The sequence below is a fragment of the Micromonospora cynarisoli genome, assembly GCF_030518815.1.
Classification (GTDB): domain Bacteria; phylum Actinomycetota; class Actinomycetes; order Mycobacteriales; family Micromonosporaceae; genus Micromonospora; species Micromonospora wenchangensis.
The window spans coordinates 2663739-2684854 of the sequence record NZ_CP130426.1; the positions used below are offsets into that span (position 1 = coordinate 2663739).

General features: G+C 74.4%; 14 protein-coding genes. 3 read left to right on the plus strand and 11 right to left on the minus strand.

The window, feature by feature from the left end:
• Positions 1-60 precede the first annotated feature (60 nt).
• Positions 61-2742: a type 1 periplasmic-binding domain-containing protein gene (locus Q2K16_RS10890; protein ID WP_302745158.1), complete on the minus strand. Its 2682-nt coding sequence runs from the start codon at positions 2740-2742 to the stop codon at positions 61-63.
• A 193-nt stretch (positions 2743-2935) separates the two neighbouring features.
• Here Q2K16_RS10890 and Q2K16_RS10895 point away from each other — a divergent pair, with 193 nt between their 5' ends.
• On the plus strand, positions 2936-4474 hold the full coding sequence (locus Q2K16_RS10895; RefSeq protein WP_302745159.1) for a M1 family metallopeptidase: 1539 nt from the start codon (positions 2936-2938) through the stop codon (positions 4472-4474).
• A 393-nt stretch (positions 4475-4867) separates the two neighbouring features.
• On the opposite strand, the gene Q2K16_RS10900 is transcribed toward Q2K16_RS10895, so the two are convergent.
• Positions 4868-6376, minus strand: a complete 1509-nt coding sequence (locus Q2K16_RS10900; protein WP_302745161.1) for a glutamate synthase subunit beta — start codon at positions 6374-6376, stop codon at positions 4868-4870.
• Positions 6369-11024, minus strand: coding sequence for a glutamate synthase large subunit (gene gltB / locus Q2K16_RS10905; protein WP_302745163.1), 4656 nt, complete (start codon positions 11022-11024; stop codon positions 6369-6371). The genes Q2K16_RS10900 and gltB overlap by 8 nt, the downstream gene beginning before the upstream one ends.
• A gap of 146 nt (positions 11025-11170) precedes the next feature.
• On the opposite strand from gltB, the gene Q2K16_RS10910 reads away from it, so the two are divergent.
• A complete protein-coding gene (locus tag Q2K16_RS10910; protein WP_302745165.1) occupies positions 11171-12016 on the plus strand; it encodes a GNAT family N-acetyltransferase in 846 nt (281 codons plus the stop codon).
• Positions 12017-12222: 206 nt separating this feature from the next.
• Here the strand turns inward: Q2K16_RS10910 and Q2K16_RS10915 are convergent, their stop codons facing one another.
• The 5 genes from Q2K16_RS10915 to trpC all read right to left on the minus strand — a co-directional run bounded on the left by Q2K16_RS10915 (position 12223) and on the right by trpC (position 17756).
• Entirely contained in the window at positions 12223-13410 is a 1188-nt protein-coding gene (locus Q2K16_RS10915) for an FAD-dependent oxidoreductase (RefSeq protein WP_302745167.1), read from the minus strand.
• An 11-nt stretch (positions 13411-13421) separates the two neighbouring features.
• On the minus strand, positions 13422-14612 hold the full coding sequence (gene lgt, locus Q2K16_RS10920) for a prolipoprotein diacylglyceryl transferase (RefSeq protein WP_302745168.1): 1191 nt from the start codon (positions 14610-14612) through the stop codon (positions 13422-13424).
• 197 nt (positions 14613-14809) lie between these two features.
• Positions 14810-15613, minus strand: a complete 804-nt coding sequence (trpA, locus tag Q2K16_RS10925) for a tryptophan synthase subunit alpha (protein WP_302745170.1) — start codon at positions 15611-15613, stop codon at positions 14810-14812.
• A gap of 4 nt (positions 15614-15617) precedes the next feature.
• Complete coding sequence (gene trpB / locus Q2K16_RS10930; RefSeq protein ID WP_302745171.1) at positions 15618-16847, minus strand: tryptophan synthase subunit beta; 1230 nt, start codon at positions 16845-16847, stop codon at positions 15618-15620.
• Positions 16848-16952: 105 nt separating this feature from the next.
• Positions 16953-17756 carry an indole-3-glycerol phosphate synthase TrpC gene (gene trpC / locus Q2K16_RS10935; RefSeq protein ID WP_302746435.1) on the minus strand — a complete coding sequence of 268 codons (804 nt, stop codon included), beginning with the start codon at positions 17754-17756 and terminating at the stop codon, positions 16953-16955.
• 478 nt (positions 17757-18234) lie between these two features.
• Between trpC and Q2K16_RS10940 the strand changes: the two genes are divergently transcribed.
• On the plus strand, positions 18235-18510 hold the full coding sequence (locus Q2K16_RS10940; RefSeq protein WP_302745172.1) for a hypothetical protein: 276 nt from the start codon (positions 18235-18237) through the stop codon (positions 18508-18510).
• Here the strand turns inward: Q2K16_RS10940 and Q2K16_RS10945 are convergent.
• Genes Q2K16_RS10945 through hisI form a run of 3 tightly spaced genes read right to left on the minus strand, consistent with a single transcriptional unit; the run spans position 18503 to position 21089 of the window.
• Entirely contained in the window at positions 18503-19093 is a 591-nt protein-coding gene (locus Q2K16_RS10945) for a Trp biosynthesis-associated membrane protein (protein WP_302745173.1), read from the minus strand. The genes Q2K16_RS10940 and Q2K16_RS10945 overlap by 8 nt on opposite strands.
• Complete coding sequence (locus Q2K16_RS10950) at positions 19090-20643, minus strand: anthranilate synthase component I (RefSeq protein ID WP_302745174.1); 1554 nt, start codon at positions 20641-20643, stop codon at positions 19090-19092. The genes Q2K16_RS10945 and Q2K16_RS10950 overlap by 4 nt, the downstream gene beginning before the upstream one ends.
• The gene (hisI, locus tag Q2K16_RS33200; protein ID WP_489671911.1) at positions 20640-21089 is read right to left on the minus strand and encodes a phosphoribosyl-AMP cyclohydrolase; all 450 of its coding nucleotides are present in this window, start codon (positions 21087-21089) and stop codon (positions 20640-20642) included. Before hisI ends, Q2K16_RS10950 begins: the two co-directional genes overlap by 4 nt.
• Positions 21090-21116: the final 27 nt, after the last annotated feature.

Below are 21116 nucleotides of genomic sequence, written 5' to 3' on the forward strand. Positions count from 1 at the left end.
CGGACGAATCGAGGGAACCCTAGCGCCCCGGCGCACCCGGACGCACGACCCGCCCACGGGTCAGACCGGTCGGCAGCCCGGGTCGGGTCCACTGTCGGCGGCGCCACAGTGGAACACCTCGACCGGTTCGGCGGCCACGTCCGGCACCCGGACCACCCGCAGCAACGCCAGCCGCTTGGCGACCGGCTCGCCCGAGTCGGGAGCGTACCGGATCACCCCGGCGACCCCCGGGTAGCCGGCGGCGGCGTTCTGCCGCAGCACCTCGGCGTGCACGCCGACCGGGTTGACCGAGCGCGGCTCCCAGCGCCGGCCGGTGTCGGCGTGCCGCAGCCGGGCGGCGAGGCTCTCCAGCGCCCGCACCATCATCATCGCCGCGTCGTAGGCGAGGCTGACCCGCTCGCCGACGGATGCGCCGGCACCGTCGCGGCAGCGCGGCGGGTCGAGCAGGTCGTCGGCGCCGACCCAGGTCAGGAAGCTGCCCCGGGCGTCGTCCCGGGCGGCCTGCGCGGCCCGCAGCGCGGCACAGGTGGCCAGCGCCGCCTTCGACACGTACGTCACCGGCAGGTTGCCCGGGGCACTGGCCCGCAGCCCCGGGTTGGCCATGTAGCGGTTGACCGAGTCGTCGGCGACGAGGTGCCGGGGCGGGTCGTTGCCGCACTCCTTCAACGCCCGCAGGAACCCGTCGAACTCCGACCAGCGCCCGGCGAACAGCAGCACCCCCCGGTAGCCGCACTCGGCGGTCAACCGACGCCCGGTACGCCACTCGTCGAGCCGGGTGAGCCGGCTGCCGAACCGCTGGCGCAGCCCGTCGACCAGGGTGCCGACGTAGAGGTCCTCGGTGAGGGAGCTGTCCTCGCCGGTGGTGTAGTAGGCGTGTGCCTCGGTCACCCGCAGCACCTGCCGGGCGTACGTCTCGATCATCGCGGCCTGCGCCGAGTTGGGCGCGGAGATCTGGAGGTAGAGGCTGGAGTTCCCGTCCATCCGGTCGGCCGACAGGGTGGGGGCGAGCACCGGCAGGCCGACCCGGTTGAGTTCGCGCACCGCCGCGGCGGTGCTGGTGCGGCTCTCCACCAGCCCGACCACCCCGAGCACGGTCGGGTCGTCGTGGGCCAGCCGTTCCAGCATCGCCACCGCCGGCCCGGCGTGACGCATCTGCCGGCCCCCGTTGGCGACCACCACGTGCAGCAGGGCCGCCCCGTCGGCCGCCGCGGACTCCTTGAGCAGGGCGTACTGGGCGGTGGCCAGGCCCTCCAACTCCTCGCGTTCGGAGACGTAGGACTCCTCGTCGGCCCGGGTCCGGTTGCCGGTGAGGGTGCCCAGGTAGACCAGGGTGAGGTAGGGCCGCCGCCGGTCGCTGCGCCGCCACACCTCCTCGGCGGCCCGGTTCTGCGCGAAAATCCGCCGCTGCACCGCGCGCAGCCGTTCCTGGCCGGGTTCGCCGTTGAACACCTGGGCGGCGGTGTCGCTGTAGCCGACGCACTCCCCGGCGGTCACCTGCACCCGCACCTGGCCGGTGGGCGTCGGATGACAGTCCAGCGTCCACCGGCTGTCCGCCCACACGCCCACCCCGGCCAGCAGGGCCACGGCCACCGCCGCCGGCAGGAACCGCCGCGCCCACCACGGCGGGTCGGGGGCGACGAGCGCGGGCGGGACGGCACCCGGTGGCGGGACGGGGTCCTCGTCGTCCGGGCGCAGCGCCACCAGCCAGGCGGCGGAACGCCGCAGCCGCCGCGTCTCGGGCAGCGCCTCGGCCCACTCGTCGTAGGCGTCGTCCGCCTCGCGCAGCGGGCGGGTGCCGGGTAGTTCCGGCGGCGGCGCGGTGGCCAGGGCCACCACCAGCAGCGGGTCGTTGCGTCCGGTCTCGTTGCGCACGTCGGTGAGCAGCCGGACCAGGGTGTGCCCGACGCCGTCGGCGTCCACCCCGTCGAGCAGCAGCACCGGGTACGCGGTGCGCCGCCAGTCCCCGGGCCGCCACACCCGTCGCCGGTACGCCTGCCGCAGGTCCTCCAGGAACGCGTGCAGCAGCAGCTTGTCCACCTGGGCGGGTTGTTCGCCGTCGCGCCAGCCGGCGGTGAGCCGTTCGGCGAACCCGAGGAACGTCACCGACTGGCGGGGGGCGAGGTACTGCTGCCGCATGAACCACCGGTAGTGGCCGCCGACGACAGGCACCCGGCCGGAGACGGCGATCCGGAACACCGCGCTGGGCACCGCCCGGCGCAGCAGCCAGAGCAGCACCTGGAGCGCCGTGCCGACCCCCGACTCCCCGCTGACCTGCGGCTCCTCGACGGGACGCCGGCCACGCCAGTCGCGCAGCCGGCGGACCAGGGTGGCCCGGCCGCTGTCGGCGGCGTCGACGCCCACGTCGAGCGTCTGCTGCATCAGCCAGTCGGCCAGCGGGTGGTGCCGGAACCGCAGCCGGGCCGCCCCGAACGCCTCCAGCGACAACTGCCTGTGCAGTTCCCGCAGCACCGCCGGGACGTCGGCGAGGTCGGGGCGGGCGGCCAGGTCGAGGACGGCGTGCGGGACCCGGCGGCCTGCGCCCCGCCCGACGAAGCGGCGCAGCAGGCCCCCCGGGTCACCGCCGGTGGCGGCCCGGACCAGCCAGAGCACGGGCAGCCGGCGGTCGCCCCGACGCGGCCGGCGCAGCAGCCGGGTGAGCAGGGCGAGCAGTTCGGTGCCACCGGCCGGGGGGCCGTCCACGGTGGGGGGCCGGGGCGGCGGCGGGGTCACCGGTTCGCGCATGCGGGCACCTCCGCCGCCGACAGGGTCCAGAGAGGGCTCCCATTGTCGACGACGGGGGCAACCGGGGGTGTCCGGTGGGATGCCGCCGGTCACCCGGCCGGCCCGGTCGGCGCGGCCACCATCCGGGGCGGACTATTCCACCGCCGTCGATTAGGTTGTCGGTGCGAACACCCCGATGGAGGGAGTCCACCCCGTGCGACGTGTTTTCACGGCGGCCATCGCCGCCCTGACCGTCACCACCGCCGGCACCCTGGTGACCGGTGCCCCCGGCCAGGCCGACGCCCGACCGGGCAAGAGCCGGTCGGTCGCGGTCTCGGCCGCCCCGAAACCCGGCAGCCCCGGCCTCGGCGACCCCTACTTCCCCGACTACGGCAACGGTGGCTACGACGTCGACCACTACGACGTCCGGCTGCGCTACGAGCCGGCCACCGACCGGCTCAGCGGCACCACCACCATCCTGGCCACCGCCACCCAGGACCTCTCCCGGTTCAACCTCGACTTCCTGCTCGACGTGGAGTCGGTACGGGTCAACGGATGGACCGCCCGGTTCGCCCGGGAGGGCGTCCACGAGCTGGTGGTGACCGCGCCGCGCGGCATCACCACCGGTCAGGCGATGACCGTCGTGGTCACCTATTCCGGCGTGCCGTCGGAGACCCTGGTCGACGGTTACTCCGGGTGGACCCGCACCGTCGACGGCGCGCTCGCCGTCAACGAGCCCGAGTCGGCCTGGTGGTGGTTCCCCTCCAACGACCACCCGCTGGACAAGGCCACCTGGGACATCTCGGTGTCGGTGCCCGACGGCGTCGAGGTGATCAGCAACGGCGTGCAGCCCCGGCCCCCGCTGGCCGAGGCCGGCAACCGAATGCGGTGGGGTTGGCGCAGCACCAAGCCCGGCGCCACCTACCTGGCGTTCCTGGCGATCGGCCAGTACGACATCGTCACCGACACCGCCCCGAACGGGCAGCCGGTCATCAACGCCTACAGCACTACGCTGGGCGACCGGAAGCCGGCCGCCCGGGCCAGCATCGAACGCACCGCCGAGGTCGTCGACTGGGAGAGCGGCATCTTCGGGCCGTACCCGTTCGAGGCGCAGGGGGGCGTGGCCGCGCCGCTCGACAGCCTCAGCTTCGCCCTGGAGACCCAGACCCGCCCGGTGTACGGGCCCGGCTTCTGGCGACGCGGCAGCAACCCGTACGTGGTGGTGCACGAGAACGCCCACCAGTGGTTCGGCGACTCGGTCTCGGTGGCGAACTGGAGCAACATCTGGCTGAACGAGGGCTTCGCCTCGTACGCCGAGTGGCTCTGGTCGGAGGCGCAGGGCGAGGGCACCGCGCAGGAACTGTTCGACTTCACCTACGCCAACTACCCCGCCGACGACGGCTTCTGGCAGGTGCTGCCGGGTGACCCGGGTGCCGGCGCGGTCTTCGACGACGCGGTCTACGACCGGGGCGCGATGGCCCTGCACCAGCTCCGGCTGGCCGTCGGCGACGACGCGTTCTTCCGCATCCTGCCCGCCTGGACCGCCGCCCACCAGTACGGCAACGGCACCATCGGCCAGTTCCAGGCCCTCGCCGAGCAGATCTCCGGCCTCGATCTGGACCCGGTCTTCACCACCTGGCTGTTCACCCCCGGCCGGCCCGCTCCGGCCGCCGCCACCCGCACCACGACCGCACCGGCCCAGCCGAGGTCGTGGACCCAGATCCGGGCGGCGCACCAGCTACTGGCGCGCTGACCGACCCCGGTTCGGGCTGCCCGCCCCCGGCACCGGCGCGGGCAGCCCGGACCGGCAGTCATCTTCCTACACCCGGGCGGGTATCGGCGCGCCTCGGTTTCGGCGCGGCCCGGTTTCGGCCCGAGGTCGGGTCCGGTCCGCTCGGGGTCCGGCCGGGTCCGGGGCCGGTCGGGCCGGCTCTGGTCGGGGCAGGGTCGGGCCGTCCCGGAACGATGGTTCCGGAGAGCGATATGCCTGACAGTCATATTTATGCCTGTCAGGCATATCGCTCTCCGTGATGACATGCACTCTCGGCGGGCTGGCTCCGACGCCCCGGGACACCACAACGGCAGAGCCGGGTCAGGTGGTCGCGGCAGAAGCGGCTGTGAGCCGGCCGGGCGCGGCGGGCGAGGGTCAGCGGGCGGCGAGGGGTTGGCGGGCCGGGTCGACAGGGGCCGGCAGGTCACCCACCCCTCCGAGGTAGGAGTGGATCGCGGCAGCGGCGGCCCGCCCCTCGGCGATCGCCCAGACGATCAGCGACGCCCCCCGGTGCATGTCCCCGGCCACGAACACCCCGTCGGCGTCGGTCTGCCAGTCGGGGCGGGCGTCGACCGCGCCCCGGGCGTTGCGGGTCACCCCGAACTGGGCCAGCAGCGGCTGCTCCTCGGTGCCCTCGAAGCCGATGGCCAGCAGCACCAGGTCGGCCGGGAGTTCCCGCTCGGAGCCGGGCAGCGCGGTGACGATCCGTCGACCGTCGCGCCGCTCCACCGTCACCTCGGCGATCCGGACGGCCCTGACCTGACCGGTGCCGTCGTCCACGAACTCCTGCACGGCCACCGCGAAGACCCGCTCCCCGCCCTCCTCGTGCGCCGGGTAGTTGCGCAGCACCCACGGCCAGGTCGGCCACGGGTCCCGCTCGGCGTCGCGGCCGTGCGGCGGCTCCGGGTAGAGGTCGAGCTGGTGGACGCCGGCCGCGCCCTGCCGGTGGGCCACGCCCAGGCAGTCGGCGGCGGTGTCGCCACCACCGATGATCACCACGTGCTTGCCTGCCGCGTCGATCGGCGTACCGTCGGGCAGCACCGCCGGCGCGGGCCGGCCGTCCCCGGCCGCCGCCACCACCCGGTTCGCCGCGACCAGGTGGGTCATCGCCTGGTGGACGCCGCGCAGCGGCCGACCGGGCGTCTCCGGGGTGTCCCGCCCCTGGAGCGCCCCACACGCCAGCAGCACCGCGTCGTGCCGGGCCCGCAGCTCCTCGGCGGTCACGTCGACGCCGACGTTCACCCCGGTACGGAACTGCACGCCCTCGGCGGCGAGCTGGTCCAGCCGGCGGTCGATGTGCTGCTTCTCCAGCTTGAAGTCGGGGATGCCGTAGCGGAGCAGACCGCCGATCGCGTCGTCCCGCTCGTACACGGTGACGGCGTGACCGGCGCGGGCGAGCTGCTGGGCAGCGGCGAGCCCGGCGGGCCCGGAGCCGACCACCGCGACGGAGCGCCCGGTCGACGCCGACGCCGGGCGGGGGTTCAGCCCGCCCCGGGCCACCGCCGCGTCGGCGATCTCCACCTCGACCTGCTTGATGGTGACCGGCTGCTGCCCGCCCAGGCCCAGCACGCAGGCCGCCTCGCACGGAGCCGGGCAGAGCCGGCCGGTGAACTCGGGGAAGTTGTTGGTGGCGTGCAGCGAGTCGACCGCGGCGTCCCAACTGCCGGTGCGGACCAGGTCGTTCCAGTCCGGGATGCGGTTGCCCAGCGGGCAGCCGTCGTGGCAGAACGGGATGCCGCAGTCCATGCAGCGGGTGGCCTGCTCGCGGATCAGCTCCTCCCCGGCGGGCGGGTAGACCTCCCGCCAGTCGGTGATCCGTACCGCCACCGGTCGACGGGCCGGCAACCGCCGCTCGTAGCGCAGGAAACCGTTCGGGTCAGGCACGAGCCACCTCCTGGGCGACCACCCGCGGGACGGGCGGCACCGACGCGGTCAGCGCAGACATGACCGCGTCGTCGACGTCGCGGCCGGCGGCTTCGGCGGCCTTCATGATCTCCATCACCCGGCGGTAGTCCCTCGGGACCACGGCCGTGAACTCCCCGACCGCCTCCGGCCAGCGCTTGAGCAGTTCCGCGCCGACCGCCGAGTCGGTCTCGGCGACGTGCCGCTGCACGAGGTCGTGCAGCAGTTCCCGCTCGGCGTCACGCAGCGGGGACAGGTCGACCAGCTCCGCGTTGACCCGGCCGGTGTCGAGCCGGTGCACGTACGCCGTACCGCCGGACATGCCGGCGGCGAAGTTGCGGCCGGTCTCACCGAGCACCACCACAGTGCCGCCGGTCATGTACTCGCAGCCGTGGTCGCCGACACCCTCCACGACGGCCACCGCGCCGGAGTTGCGGACCGCGAACCGCTCCCCCACCCGGCCGCGCAGGAACAGCTCGCCGCCGGTGGCCCCGTACAGGATGGTGTTGCCGGCGATGATCTGGTCCTCGGCGCGCTGCCCGGCGGTGGCCTCGGGGTCGACGAACGGCGCGGCGGCGTCCGGGCGGACCACGATCCGGCCGCCGGAGAGCCCCTTGCCGACGTAGTCGTTGGCGTCGCCGTGCAACCGCAGGGTCACCCCGCGCGGCAGGAACGCGCCGAAGGACTGCCCGGCGGTGCCGCGCAACACGAACTCGACGGTGTCGTCGGGCAGGCCCGCGCCGCCGTGCCGGCGGGTCACCTCGCCGCCGAGCATCGCGCCGACGCTGCGGTGCTCGTTGCGCACCGCCACCTCCACCCGGACCGGGCTGCCGTCGCGCAGCGCCGGCTCGGCCAGCGCGATCAGCTCGTTGTCCAGGGCCTGCTCCAGGCCGTGGTCCTGGGCGCGGATGCCCCGCCGGGCGGTGCCCTCCGGCAGTTCCGGGGTGTGCAGCACGCGGGTCAGGTCGAGGCCGTGGCCCTTCCAGTGGTCGATCGCCGGTACGACGTCGAGCACCTCGGTCCGCCCGATCGCCTCTTCGATGCTGCGGAAGCCCAGCTCGGCCAGGTATCCCCGGACCTCCTCGGCGAGGAAGAGGAAGAAGTTCTCCACGAACTCCGGCCGGCCGGTGAAGCGTTCCCGCAGCACCGGGTTCTGGGTGGCGATGCCGACCGGGCAGGTGTCGAGGTGGCAGACCCGCATCATCACGCAGCCCTCGACGATCAGCGGGGCGGTGGCGAAGCCGAACTCCTCCGCACCGAGCAGCGCCGCGACCAGCACGTCCCGGCCGGTCTTGAGTTGCCCGTCGACCTGCACGGTGACCCGGTCGCGCAGCTTGTTGAGCAGCAGCGTCTGCTGCGCCTCGGCCAGGCCCAGCTCCCAGGGGGTGCCGGCGTGCTTGAGCGAGTTGAGCGGGGACGCGCCGGTGCCGCCGTCGTGCCCGGAGATCAGGATGACGTCGGCCTTGAGCTTGGCGACCCCGGCCGCGACGGTGCCCACGCCGACCTCGCTGACCAGCTTGACGTGCACCCGGGCGGCCGGGTTGACGCACTTGAGGTCGTGCACGAGCTGGGCGAGGTCCTCGATGGAGTAGATGTCGTGGTGCGGCGGCGGGGAGATCAGGCCGACGCCGGGGGTGGCGTGCCGGGTGCGGGCGATCCACGGCCACACCTTGTTGCCGGGCAGCTGCCCACCCTCGCCGGGCTTCGCCCCCTGCGCCATCTTGATCTGGAGGTCGTCGGCGTTGACCAGGTATTCGCTCGTCACCCCGAAGCGTCCGCTGGCGATCTGCTTGACCGCCGAGCGGCGGGCCGGGTCGTGCAGCCGGTCGACGTCCTCGCCGCCCTCACCGGTGTTGGACTTGCCGCCGAGGCGGTTCATCGCGATGGCGAGGGTCTCGTGCGCCTCCGCCGAGATCGACCCGTACGACATGGCGCCGGTGGCGAACCGCTTGACGATCTCGGTGGCCGGCTCGACCTCCTCGATCGGCACCGCCGGGCGCAGCCCGGTCCGCAGGGTGAACAGCCCGCGCAGCGAACCGGCCTGCGCGGCCAACTCGTCGACCCTGGCGGTGTACCGGCGGAACACGTCGTACTGGCGGCTGCGGGTGGCGTGCTGGAGCAGGAAGACCGTCTCCGGGTTGAACAGGTGCAGCTCACCCTCGCGCCGCCACTGGTACTCGCCGCCCACCTCCAGCCGGGCGGAGCCGGTGGTGCCGGGCGTCGGCCACGCCTGCCCGTGCCGGGCCGCGACCTCGGCGTGGATCTCGGCCAGCCCGATCCCGCCGATGGTGCTGGGCGTCCCCCGGAAGTACCTGTGGACCAGGCGGGTGTCCAGGCCGACGGCCTCGAAGACCTGCGCCCCGCAGTACGACGACACCGTCGAGATGCCCATCTTGGACATGATCTTGAGGACGCCCTTGCCGAGCGCCTTGACGTAGTTGCGGACCGCCTTACCCGGCTCCACCCCGACCAGCGCCCCGGTGGCGATCATGTCCTCCACCGACTCGAACGCCAGGTAGGGGTTGACCGCCGCCGCGCCGTACCCGATCAGCACCGCCGCGTGGTGCACCTCGCGGCAGTCGCCGGACTCCACGATCAGCGCCACCTGGGTCCGGGTCTGCTCCCGCACCAGGTGCTGGTGCACCGCCGCGGTCAGCAGCAGCGATGGGATCGGCGCCAGGTCGGCGTTGGAGTCCCGGTCGGACAGCACCAGGATGCGCACGCCGTCCTCGATCGCCTCGGAGACGTGCCGGCAGATCTCGGTCAGCCGGGCCTTGATGCCGGCCCCGCCGTCACGGACACGGTAGAGCCCGGAGACCCGGACCGCCTTGAAGCCGGGCAGGTCACCGTCCTCGTCGACGTCGAGCAGCTTCGCCAGCTCGTCGTTGTCGATCACCGGGTAGGGCAGCACGATCTGCCGGCAGCTCGCCGCACCCGGGTCCAGCAGGTTGCCCTCCGGACCGATGGTCGACGCCAGGCTGGTCACCAACTCCTCCCGGATCGCGTCCAGCGGCGGGTTGGTGACCTGGGCGAAAAGCTGGTGGAAGTAGTCGTAGAGCAACCGGGGCCGGGTCGACAGCGGCGCGATCGGGGTGTCGGTGCCCATCGAGCCGAGCGGCTCCGCCCCGGTACGGGCCATCGGGGCGAGCAGGATCTTCAGCTCCTCCTCGGTGTAGCCGAAGGTCTGCTGCCGGCGGCGCACCGAGTCGTGGGTGTAGACCACGTGCTCCCGGGCGGGCAGGTCACCGAGGTCGATCAGGCCGGCGTGCAGCCACTCGTCGTACGGCTGGGCGGCGGCCAGCTCGGTCTTGATCTCGTCGTCCGAGACGATCCGGCCGTTGACCGTGTCGACCAGGAACATCCGGCCCGGCTGGAGGCGGCCCTTGGCGACCACCGTGGCCGGGTCGAGGTCGAGCACACCCGCCTCGCTGCCCAGCACCACCAGCCCGTCGGTGGTCCGCCACCAGCGGCCCGGCCGCAGGCCGTTACGGTCCAGCACCGCCCCGACGATCTCACCGTCGGTGAAGGCGACCGATGCCGGCCCGTCCCACGGCTCCATCAGGCTGGCGTGGAACCGGTAGAAGGCCCGCTTGTCCGGACGCATCGCCGGATCGTTCTCCCACGCCTCCGGGATCATCATCAACACCGCGTGCGGCAGGCTCCGGCCGGCCAGGTGCAGCAGCTCCAGCACCTCGTCGAAGTTGGCCGAGTCGGAGGCGGCCGGGGTGCAGACCGGGAACACCCGGCGGATGTTGCCGGGCAGGTGCGGGCTGCGCAGCAGCGCCTCGCGGGCCTGCATCCAGTTCCGGTTGCCCCGGATCGTGTTGATCTCGCCGTTGTGCGCGATGAACCGGTACGGGTGGGCCAGCGGCCAGGACGGGAAGGTGTTGGTGGAGAACCGGGAGTGCACCAGCGCGATCGCGCTGTCGACCCGCTCGTCGGTCAGCTCCGGGAAGTACTCCGGCAGCTGGTCGGGGGTGAGCATGCCCTTCCAGGTCATCGTCCGCGCCGACAACGACGGGAAGTAGGCGGTCACGCCCCGCTCGGCGGTCTCCCGCTCGGCCTGCTTGCGGACGCAGAACGCCACCCGGTCCAGGTCGATGCCGGACAGCGGGGAGCCCGCCGGGCCGGCCGGGGTGTCGGTGAGCCGGTGCGCCGCCAGGAAGAGCTGGCGGATGCGGGGCATCGCCGCCAGCGCGGTCTCGCCCAGGCCGCTCGGGTCGGTCGGCACCTCGCGCCAGCCCAGCACCTCGGCCCCCTCGACGAGGGCGTACTTCTCCACCACCTGACGGGCGCGGGCCTCACCGCCGTCGTCGTCGGGCAGGAAGACCAGGCCGGTGGCGTACTGGCCGGCCGGGGGCAGCGGGAAGTCCACCACCGCGCGCAGGAACGCGTCCGGCACCTGGATCATGATGCCCGCGCCGTCGCCGGTGTTCTGCTCGGCGCCCCGGGCGCCACGATGGTCGAGCCGGCAGAGCGCGCCGAGGCCGTTCGCCACCACCGCGTGGGAGCGCCGCCCGTAGAGGTCGGCCACGAAGGCCACCCCGCACGCGTCGTGCTCGTGCGCCGGGTCGTACAGACCGGTCGCGGAAGGGACCGGCTGCGGGCTGTGCGGGTACGGAAGGGCCACCGGGTCTCCTGTCGTCACTCAGGTTGTTTCATGGTCGGGACGACGTCGGCCCTGGGCGGTCTGTTGAGTCTACGTTAGGGCGACCCGGGCAGGGCCAGTGCAGATTGATCACACCTTCCAGACTCTGGGACGTGTAGTCTCGCGCGGTGGATCCTGCACACCGCGACCTGTTCGACCGGTTGGAACGCTTCTACGACGCGGTGCCCCGAGACGCCGCCCGCGCCGAGGAACACGGCGGTCTGGTGCTGTTCGCCCGGGAGGGGGCAGGCTGGCCGTTCTATGCCCGCCCCCGCCTCGACGCCGACACGCCCCCGTCGCTGGCCGACCTGCACACCGTCCGGGAACGGCAGCGTGAGCTGGGCCTGCCCGAGGCGTTCGAGTGGGTGCACGAGACCACCCCGGACCTGCTCGCCACCGCCCGCGCCGCCGGCCTGGCCGTGCTGGAGGCCCCGCTGATGGTGCTCGACCCGCAGGCTGCCCCGCCCGACCCGGCGACGCTCACCGACGTACCGGTGCGGGTGCTGGACCCGGACGCGCCCGGCTTCGCGCTCGACGTGGCGGCCCGGCGCGCGGTCGCCGCGGTCGGGTTCTCCGCCGCCGGCACCGTCCCCGGCGACGCCGGACCGGCCGACCGGGACGCCGCGATGACCGAGCTGGACGTGGCCGCGCTGGACGAGGAGCGGGCCGCCATCGCCGCCGGCCGCCGGCTGTCCGCGGTCGCCTGGACGCCGGAGGACGGCGTGCTCGCCAGCGGAATGGCGATGCGGGTCGACGACGTCGCCGAGATCGCCGGGGTGGCCACCCTGCCCGCCGCCCGCCGCCGGGGGCTCGCCGCCGCGGTCACCGCCACCCTGGCCCGCACCCTGCGCGCCGCCGGCACCGACCTGGTCTTCCTCTCCGCCGGCAGCGAGGACGTCGCCCGGATCTACCTGCGCGTCGGCTTCCGCCGCATCGGCACCGCCTGCATCGCCGAACCCACCGCCCTCATCTGACCCCGGCCCGGCGCGCCCTGGCCCCGCGCTGCCCTGCCACGGCCGTGACCCGACCCGGCGTTCAGGTGATCAAGAGGTTCGCGGGTTGATCAAGAGGTTTGCGTCACCTCGGGCGCTCACCGTGACGCAAACCTCTTGATCACCGCCCGATGGCGGCAGGGCGAGGCAGGCGGCGAGGGCGGGAGGCAGAGAGCGGGGTGGGTGGGTCAGGGGGTGGGGGGACGCCAGGTGGCGGCGGTGGCGGCAGCGCCGGAGAGCAGCCGGGGGGTGATCGTGCCGAGGGCCGCGTCGCGGGCGCGCAGGGCCAGCCGGCCCCGGGTCTGGAGCACCGCCGACATCCGCCGGGTCTGCCGGACCACGGTGGCCGCGCGGGGCCGCCGCACCCGGTCGTACGCCAGCACGGCGTCGGGGAGCCGGGACTCGCGCAGCAGCGACGACAGGGTGGCCGCGTCCTCGAACGCCAGGCACGCGCCCTGCCCGAGGTGCGGCGGCATGGCGTGGGCGGCGTCACCGAGCAGCACCACCCCGCCCGGCCCGGCCGGGAAGCCGTACGCCCGGGGCAGCGGACGCAGCTCACGGATCTCCTGCTGCACCAGGTCGGCGGGTTCGGTGGCGGCCAGCAGCTCACCGATCGGCGCGGGCCAGCCGGCGTACCAGCGTTGCAGCAGGGCGAGCTGGGTCTGCGGGGGCTCCGGCCGGGGCGCGCCGGCGGCGGTCGCCACCCAGTAGACGCCGCCCCGGCGGGACGCCCCGGAGGAGCCGCGCTCCCCCAGCGAGGCGGCCACGAACCGGTAGCCAGCGCCCAGCACCTCGCCCCCGACCGGCTGGTCGGCCGGCAGGGGGGCCCGGTACCAGGGGATCACCGCCCGCCAGGCGGCACAGCCGGAGCTGACCACGGCGGCCTCGGGGGCGAGCTGGCGGCGCAGCACGCTGTCCGTGCCGTCGGCGGCGACCACCAGGTCCGCCTCGACGAACTGGCCGTTCCAGCCGACCCCGGGCCGCTCGGCGGCGTCCGCCCGGACCCGGTCCACGGCGACCCCGGTGCGCAGCTCGACCCGGTCGCCGAGGCCGGCGAACAGCGCGTCGTGCAGGTCCTCCCGGTGCACGACCACCGGCATCCGGTCGGTCGGGGTGGGCCGGGGCTGCACCAGCCAGTGACCGTCGGGGCGGCGGATACCCCCGTCGGGCAACGGGGTCGCGATGGCGTCCAGGCCGGCACCGATGCCGAGCACCTGCAACGCGCGTACCCCGTTGGGCCACAGCACCACGGCGGTGGGTTCGGGGCGTACCCGGTCGGCCCGTTCCAGCAGGGTGACCCGCCACCCGGAGCGGGCCAGCGCGCCGGCCACCGCCAGACCGCCGAGGCCGGCCCCGACCACCACCGCGCTGCGCATGCCGCGCCCGCTCAGCTGTCCCGGTCGGCGGACCGGCCGGCGGCACCGGCGGACCGGTCGGCTCCGGCGGGCTCGTCGCCGCTGTCGGCCCCGGTGGACCGGGCGTCGGTGTCGGCAGGGGGGTCACCGGGTTCCGGCCGGTCGACCCCGTCGTCGGCCGCCGGACCGTCGGCCGCGTCGGGCAGCACCCCGCTCTCCCGGTACGCGGTGAACTGCTCCTCGTCGACCACCCGGTACCCCGCCGGGACGGCCGTCGGGGACCCCTTCCCGGTGGCGGCGAGGTCGACCTGGGAGACGTCGCCACCGGCGGCGTCGGTGGCGGGAACGGCAGCGGGGGCGTCGAGCGGGATCAGGAACTCGCGGGGGCCCCGCGCCCGCAGGAAGTAGACCAACGCGCCGAGGAAGACCAGGCCGGCGGTCCACACGTTGAGCCGCAGACCGAGAATGTGGTTCGCCTCGTCGGTGCGCATCAGCTCGATCCAGAACCGGCCGGCGGTGTAGCCCATCACGTACAGCGCGAAGGCCCGGCCACGTCCCAGCTTGAACCGCCGGTCCAGGGCGAACACCAGGCCGGCGACGCCGAGGTTCCACAGCGCCTCGTAGGCGAACGTCGGATGGTAGAGGCCGGGCTCCAGGATCGGCTGGTTGGCGTCGTCGCGCAGCGCGTGCCCGGGATTGTCCGGGTCCATCCGGTGGATCTCCAGGCCCCACGGCAGGGTGGTCCGCCCGCCGTACAGCTCGTTGTTGAACCAGTTGCCCAGCCGACCCACCGCTTGGGCCAGCGGCAGGCCCGGGGCCAGGGCGTCGGCCACCACCGTCAGCGGGATGCCGAGCTGCCGGGCGGCGATCCAGGCGCCGACCGCGCCACCGGCCACGGCCCCCCAGATGCCGAGACCGCCCTCCCAGATGGCGAACGCCTTCCACGGGTCGCCGCCGGTGCCGAAGTACTTCTCGGGTGAGGTGACGACGTGGTAGATCCGGGCGCCGATGATGCCGGTCGGGACCGCCCACACCGCGATGTCGAGCACCGCGCCGGGGGCGACGCCCCGCTGGCGCAGCCGATGCTCGGTCACCAGGCAGGCGACCACGATGCCGGCGACGATGCAGAGGGCGTACGCCCGCAGCGGGACCGGCCCGAGCTGCCAGACGGCGGTGGTCGGGCTGGGCAGCGCCGCCAGGGGCGTCATCGAGACGAGGGTCACGGGTGCACAGGCTACCGCTGCGGACGCCCGCCGTGGCACCCCGGTCCGGTCGGAGCCCCGGTCCGAACGGCCGCGCCCCGGTCCGGCCCGGTGATCCGCGCGCACCACCCCGGTCGGCGGCACGCCGGCACCCCACCGTCGGGGAACCCGAGCGTCGCCGGCCTGGAGTTCGATCGCCCGTGGCCGGGGCGGGCAGGTCAGCGGGCCGGGTGGCGGACGCCCTCGGCGAGTTCGGCGGAGAGGGTACGCAGGGCGGCCAGCCCCGCGTCGAGGTCCGGCGCGTCCAGCAGCCGGCGGATCAGCGCGCTGCCCACGATCACCCCGTCGGCGTACCCGGCGACGGTGGCCGCCTGCGCGCCGGTGCCGACACCGAGCCCCACCCCGACGGGCAACTCGGTGACCTCCCGCACCCGGGACACCAGCACCGGTGCGGCGTCGGAGGTCTGCGACCGGGCCCCGGTGACCCCCATGATGGCGGTGGCGTAGACGAAGCCCCGGCAGTGCTCGACTGTCATCCGCAGCCGGGCGTCGGTCGACGACGGGGAGACCAGGAACGTCCGGTCCAGCCCGTACGCGTCCGAGGCGGCCAGCCACTCGCCGGCCTCCTCGGGGATCAGGTCCGGGGTGATCAGGCCGGTGCCCCCGGCGGCCGCCAGGTCCCTGGCGAACGCGTCCACCCCGTACTGCTCGATCGGGTTCCAGTAGGTCATGGTGACCACCGGCGCGCCGGTGGCCGCGACCGCCTCGACGATGCGCAGGGCGTCGGCGGTGCGGACGCCGCCGGCCAGGGCGATGTCGCTGGCCTTCTGGATCACCGGGCCGTCCATCACCGGGTCGGAGTAGGGGATCTCCACCTCGATGACGTCCACCCCGGCCTCGACCATCGTGGTCATCGCGGCGATGCTGCCGTCGACGGTGGGGAACCCGGCCGGCATGCAGCCGACCAGGACGGCCCGCCCGTCGGCGCGGGCCTTGTCGAAGGCCACCCCGATCCGGCTCACGGTCTCACTGCTCCTTGTCGAGGATGCCGAAGTACTCGCCGGCGGTGTGCACGTCCTTGTCGCCCCGACCGGAGAGGTTGACCACCAGGACCGGTTCCCGGCCCAGTTCGGCGGCGAGTTGCGGGGCGATCTGCACCGCGCCGGCCAGGGCGTGCGCGCTCTCGATCGCCGGGATGATCCCCTCGGTACGGCAGAGCAGCTCGAACGCGGCCATCGCCTCGGCGTCGGTCACCGGCCGGTAGCGGGCCCGGCCGGTGTCGTGCAGCCAGGCGTGCTCCGGGCCGACCCCGGGGTAGTCCAGACCGGCGGAGATGGAGTGCGACTCGATGGTCTGGCCGTCGGCGTTCTGGAGCACGTAGGTGCGGGTGCCGTGCAGCACTCCGGAGCTGCCGCCGGTGATGCTGGCCGCGTGCCGGCCGGTCTCCACGCCCTCGCCGCCGGCCTCGAAGCCGTACAGCCGCACGTCGGTGTCGGGGACGAACGCGTGGAAGATGCCCAGCGCGTTGGAGCCACCGCCGACGCAGGCCAGCACCGCGTCGGGCAGCGCGCCGGTCAGGTCGAGACACTGCCGGCGGGCCTCGTCGCCGATGCCCCGCACGAAGTCCCGGACCAGCTCCGGGAACGGGTGCGGGCCGGCGGCGGTGCCGATCAGGTAGTGGGTGTCGTCGACGTTGGCGACCCAGTCCCGCATCGCCTCGTTCATCGCGTCCTTGAGGGTGCGCGAGCCGGTGGTCACCGGTACGACGGTGGCGCCGAGCATCCGCATCCGGGCCACGTTGAGCGCCTGCCGTTCGGTGTCGACCTCGCCCATGTAGACCACGCACTCGAGATCGAACAGGGCGGCGGCGGTGGCGGTGGCCACCCCGTGCTGGCCGGCGCCGGTCTCGGCGATCACCCGGCGCTTGCCCATCCGCCGGGTGAGCAACGCCTGGCCCAGCACGTTGCGCACCTTGTGCGCGCCGGTGTGGTTGAGGTCCTCCCGCTTGAGCAGCACCCGGGCACCGATCCTGGCGGAGAACCGCTCGGCGGGGTACAGCAGCGAGGGGGTGCCGGCGTAGTCGCGCAGCAGGGCGTCGAACTCGGCGAGGAACTCCTCGTCGGTCATCGCCTTGCGGTACGCGGCGTCCAGCTCGTCGAGCGCCGCGACCAGCGCCTCGGGGACGAACCGGCCGCCGAAGCGGCCGAAGTGACCGGCGGAGTCGGGGAACCGCTCGGCCGCCTCGCCGGCGCTCATGCCGTCGCTCCCCGGCCGGTCGCGCGCCGACGCACCGTCGCGTCGCCGGTGACGAATCGCTCGCTCATCGCGATGTCCTCTCGCTGCGCGGATCTGCCCGTCGGGTCAGCGCGTCGGGCGGGGCGTGGCCGGGTGGTTCCCGGCGTTGACCAGCTCGGCGACCGCCTCGCGGGGGCTCTTCTGGGTGACCAGCCCCTCGCCCACCAGGACGGCGTCGGCGCCGGCCGAGGCGTACCGGATCAGGTCGTGCGGGCCCCGCACGCCCGACTCGGCGATCTTGACGACGCTGCTGGGCAGGCCGGGGGCGATCCGCTCGAACACCGACCGGTCGACCTCCAGGGTACGCAGGTCACGGGCGTTGACCCCGATCACCTGCGCGCCGGCCTCCAGGGCCCGGTCGGCCTCCTCCTCGGTGTGCACCTCGACCAGCGCGCACATGCCCAGCGACTCGATCCGCTCCAGCAGCCCGACCAGGGCGTTCTGCTCCAGCGCGGCGACGATCAGCAGCACCAGGTCGGCACCGTGCGCCCGCGCCTCGTGCACCTGGTAGCTGGAGACCACGAAGTCCTTGCGCAGGACCGGCACCTGCACGGCGGCCCGCACGGCCGCCAGGTCGTCGAGGGAACCGCCGAACCAGCGTCCCTCGGTCAGCACACTGATCACCCGCGCGCCGCCGGAGGCGTACTCGCCGGCCAACTCGGCCGGGTCGGCGATCTCAGCCAGCCGGCCGCGGCTCGGCGAGGAACGCTTCACCTCGGCGATCACGGCCACGCCGGGCTTGCGCAGGGCCGCGTACGCGTCCAGCGGTGGTGGCGCGGCGGCGGCCAGTTCCCGCAGCCGCTCCAGCGGAAGCTGCTCCTGCCGCCGGGCCACGTCCTCACGGACGCCGGCCAGGATCTCGTCGAGCACGCTTCCGGACGCCGCCGAACCGGCCCCGTCCCCCTCTGCGTGCGCATGCTCAGCAGTCACCAACGGACTCCCCTCTCCGGGTGTCATGGGCCGATGCTAGGGGGCGCCACCTGGCGACAGACGCCGGGGGTATGGCGCTCCTCACGAGATGGGCTGTGGCATGATGCCGGACCTCCGGTGAACGGAATGTCACGCAGCGCCACCGGGCCCGTCGGTGGGTGTCATCGACACCCGTCGTCCGGAACGCCCCGGACCATCGATCGATGCCCATACGCTATGAGATCACGTCCGGGCCCGGCGCGCAGCTCGACCGGTCGGACCCGGCGGCTGTGACCAAGCTCAAGAAGGACGCCGCCACCCAGGTGGGGGCCGTTGACCGGGCCGTCACCAGGGCGAAACGTGAACCCGGCAGCATCGGTGTCGGGCAGACTCGACGATGCGCCTGCCCACCATCGGATCTCATCGTGCGGGGTGACCTATGAGCACTGCGGGGCCGAACGCCGGCATCGGACTCACCACCATCTCCCGGACCGTCGCCTCGCTGGCCGTCGAGGTGGTGCACACCGTCGAACGCGTCGTGGTGGGCGAGGGCCGGGTGCGTACCGCGCGGGGCAACGCCTGGGAGGCGGTCTGCGCCGACCGGGCCCGCGCCGACCAGCGCGCCGCCCTGGACCGGCTGGTCGCCGAGCTGGCCGCCACCCGGGCCACGACCCGGGACCGGCAGGCCGCCCGCGCGCCGCACCCGGTCAGCTGACCGTCGGGTCCTCACCCCGGTCGAGCGCGTCCCACGCCTCCCGGTTGCTCCCCCCGGCGATCGGCCGGCCGCCCGGTCGGGCCGGGCCGTCGGCGCGGACCGTCCGCTCGTAGCGGGCGCCCATCGCCGGCCAGGCCGCGCCGCGCCGTGCGGTGAGCAGCCCCCCGCCGGCGGCCACCAGCCCGCCGAGCAGGCAGAGCGCCGGCCACTGCCGGTGCGCCTCGCCGCCGCCGGTGGCGACCAGCCCGTAGCCGCCACCGGCCGCCACCGCCAGGCCGAGCAGGGTGACCAGGCCACCCAGCAGCCGCCGGACCCGTCCCCGGGTGGCCAGCACCGCGCCGCCGCCGGCCAACGCGACGAACGCCAACGCCGACAGCCACGGCAGCAGGTCCGCCCCGGAACGCTCCTGCCGGCTCGGCGGCAGCGCACCCCGGGCGAGCACCTCGACCGACCAGGTCCGGGTCGCCGCCCACGCCGCCAGGCCAGCGCCGGCCAGGCAGAGCAGCACCGCGTACGTCAGCTCGCGCCGGCCGGTCGACGGGCCGTCGGTCGCCGTCGTCGTGGTGGCCCCGGTGCCGCTCACCGCGCCGGCCGCAGGGTCTCGGCGGCGGCGATGGCGGCCAGCACGGCGGCGGCCTTGTTCCGGGTCTCCTGGTCCTCGGCGGCCGGATCGGAATCGGCCACCACACCCGCCCCGGCCTGCACGTACGCCCGGCCGTCGCGGATCAGCGCGGTGCGGATCGCGATCGCCATGTCGAGGTCGCCGCCGAACCCGAAGTAGCCCACGGTGCCGCCGTAGAGACCCCGGCGCACCGGCTCCAGCCCTTCGATGATCTCCATGGCCCGCACCTTCGGCGCCCCGGACAGGGTGCCGGCGGGGAAGGTGGCGGCCAGCGCGTCGAACGCCGTCCGGTCGTCGCGCAGGGTGCCCACCACCGTGGAGACGATGTGCATCACGTGGCTGTACCGCTCGATGGTGGCGAACTCCGGCACCTGCACGGTGCCCGGCCGGCACACCCGACCCAGGTCGTTGCGGCCCAGGTCGACGAGCATCACGTGCTCGGCGCGTTCCTTCGGGTCGGCCAGCAGCTCGGTGGCGAGCCGCGCGTCGGCCACCGGGGTGGCCCCGCGCGGCCGGGTGCCGGCGATCGGGTGCAGCATGGCCCGGCGCTGCCCGTCGGTGTCGGCGTTGACCTTGAGGTGCGCCTCCGGGGACGAGCCGACGATGTCGAACCCGTCGAAGCGGAGCAGGTACATGTACGGGCTCGGGTTGGTCGTCCGCAGCACCCGGTAGACGTCCAGCGGATCGGCGTCGGTGGCCCGCTCGAACCGCTGGGCCAGCACGATCTGGAAGCACTCGCCGGCCCGGATCGCCTCCTTCGCCGCCTCGACCGCCTTCGGGTAGCCGCCGTCCGGGGTCCGGCTGACCACGTCACCGGCCGGTGGCCGGCCCACCGTCGAGATCATGGGCGGAATCGGTCGGGACAACGCGGTGGTCATCGCGTCGAGCCGTCCCACCGCGTGGTGGTACGCGGCGGTGACCCGCTCGGCCCGGTCCGGGTCGGTCAGCGGCGGCAGCACCGCGTTGGCGACCAGGATCGCCGACCCGTCGTAGTGGTCAAGCACCACCAGGTCGGTGGCGAGCATCATGCCCAGCTCCGGCAGCCCCAGGTCGTCCTCGGTCAGCTCGGGCAGCCGCTCGAACCGGCGGATCAGGTCGTACCCCAGGTAGCCCACCATGCCGCCGGTCAGCGGCGGCAGGCCGGCGGCCGGGTCCGGCGTCCCCCCGGCGAGCGCCGCGACGGTCTCCCGCAGCACGTGCACCGGGTCGCCGGAGACCGGCACCCCGGCCGGCGGGGTGCCGGTCCACTGGGCGACGCCGTCCCGTTCGACCAGGGTGGCGCTGCTGCGCACCCCGATGAACGAGTAACGCGACCAGGCCATGCCGGCCGAGCCGACGCCCTGCTCGGCGGACTCCAGCAGGAAGGTGCCCGGCCCGCCGGCCAGCTTGCGGTAGACCCCCACCGGGGTCTCCGCGTCGGCCAGCAGCCGACGGGTCACCGGCACCACCCGCCACTGGGCCGCCGCCTCGACGAAGCCCGCCAGATCGGGGCTGAGCGCACCGTCGGTCATGAGGACGCTCCCCCCGGGGAGGTGACCGGGAGTTCGGTGAAGAAGCAGGTGCGCTCACCGGTGTGGCAGGCCGCGCCGACCTGGTCCACGCCGACCAGCAGCGCGTCGCCGTCGCAGTCCAGCGCCACCGAGCGGACGTACTGGTGGTGGCCGGAGGTGGCGCCCTTGACCCAGTACTCCTGCCGGCTACGCGACCAGTAGGTGGCCCGGCCGGTGGTGAGGGTGCGGTGCAGCGCCTCGTCGTCCATCCAGGCGACCATCAGCACCTCGCCGGTGTCGTGCTGGCGCACGACGGCGGCGACCAGGCCGTCCGGGGTGCGACGCAGCCGGGCGGCGACGGCCGGGTCGAGACGGGAGGGGCGGACCGCGCCGCCGGGTCCGCCGTCGCGGGGGGAAGAGTCAGGTACGGGCACAGTTACCGATTGTCCCGCACGCGGCGCGGGCACCTGCGAGCCGTCCCCGACCGCCCGGGA

Excerpts from the sequence above, each read along its gene's own strand:
- Q2K16_RS10890 (WP_302745158.1), bottom strand. The coding sequence starts at position 2,742 with ATGCGCGAACCGGTGACCCCGCCGCCGCCCCGGCCCCCCACCGTGGAC.
- Q2K16_RS10915 (WP_302745167.1), bottom strand. The coding sequence starts at position 13,410 with ATGCGCAGCGCGGTGGTGGTCGGGGCCGGCCTCGGCGGTCTGGCGGTG.
- trpB (WP_302745171.1), bottom strand. The coding sequence starts at position 16,847 with ATGAGCGCCGGCGAGGCGGCCGAGCGGTTCCCCGACTCCGCCGGTCAC.
- Q2K16_RS10940 (WP_302745172.1), top strand. The coding sequence starts at position 18,235 with ATGAGCACTGCGGGGCCGAACGCCGGCATCGGACTCACCACCATCTCC.
- Q2K16_RS10950 (WP_302745174.1), bottom strand. The coding sequence starts at position 20,643 with ATGACCGACGGTGCGCTCAGCCCCGATCTGGCGGGCTTCGTCGAGGCG.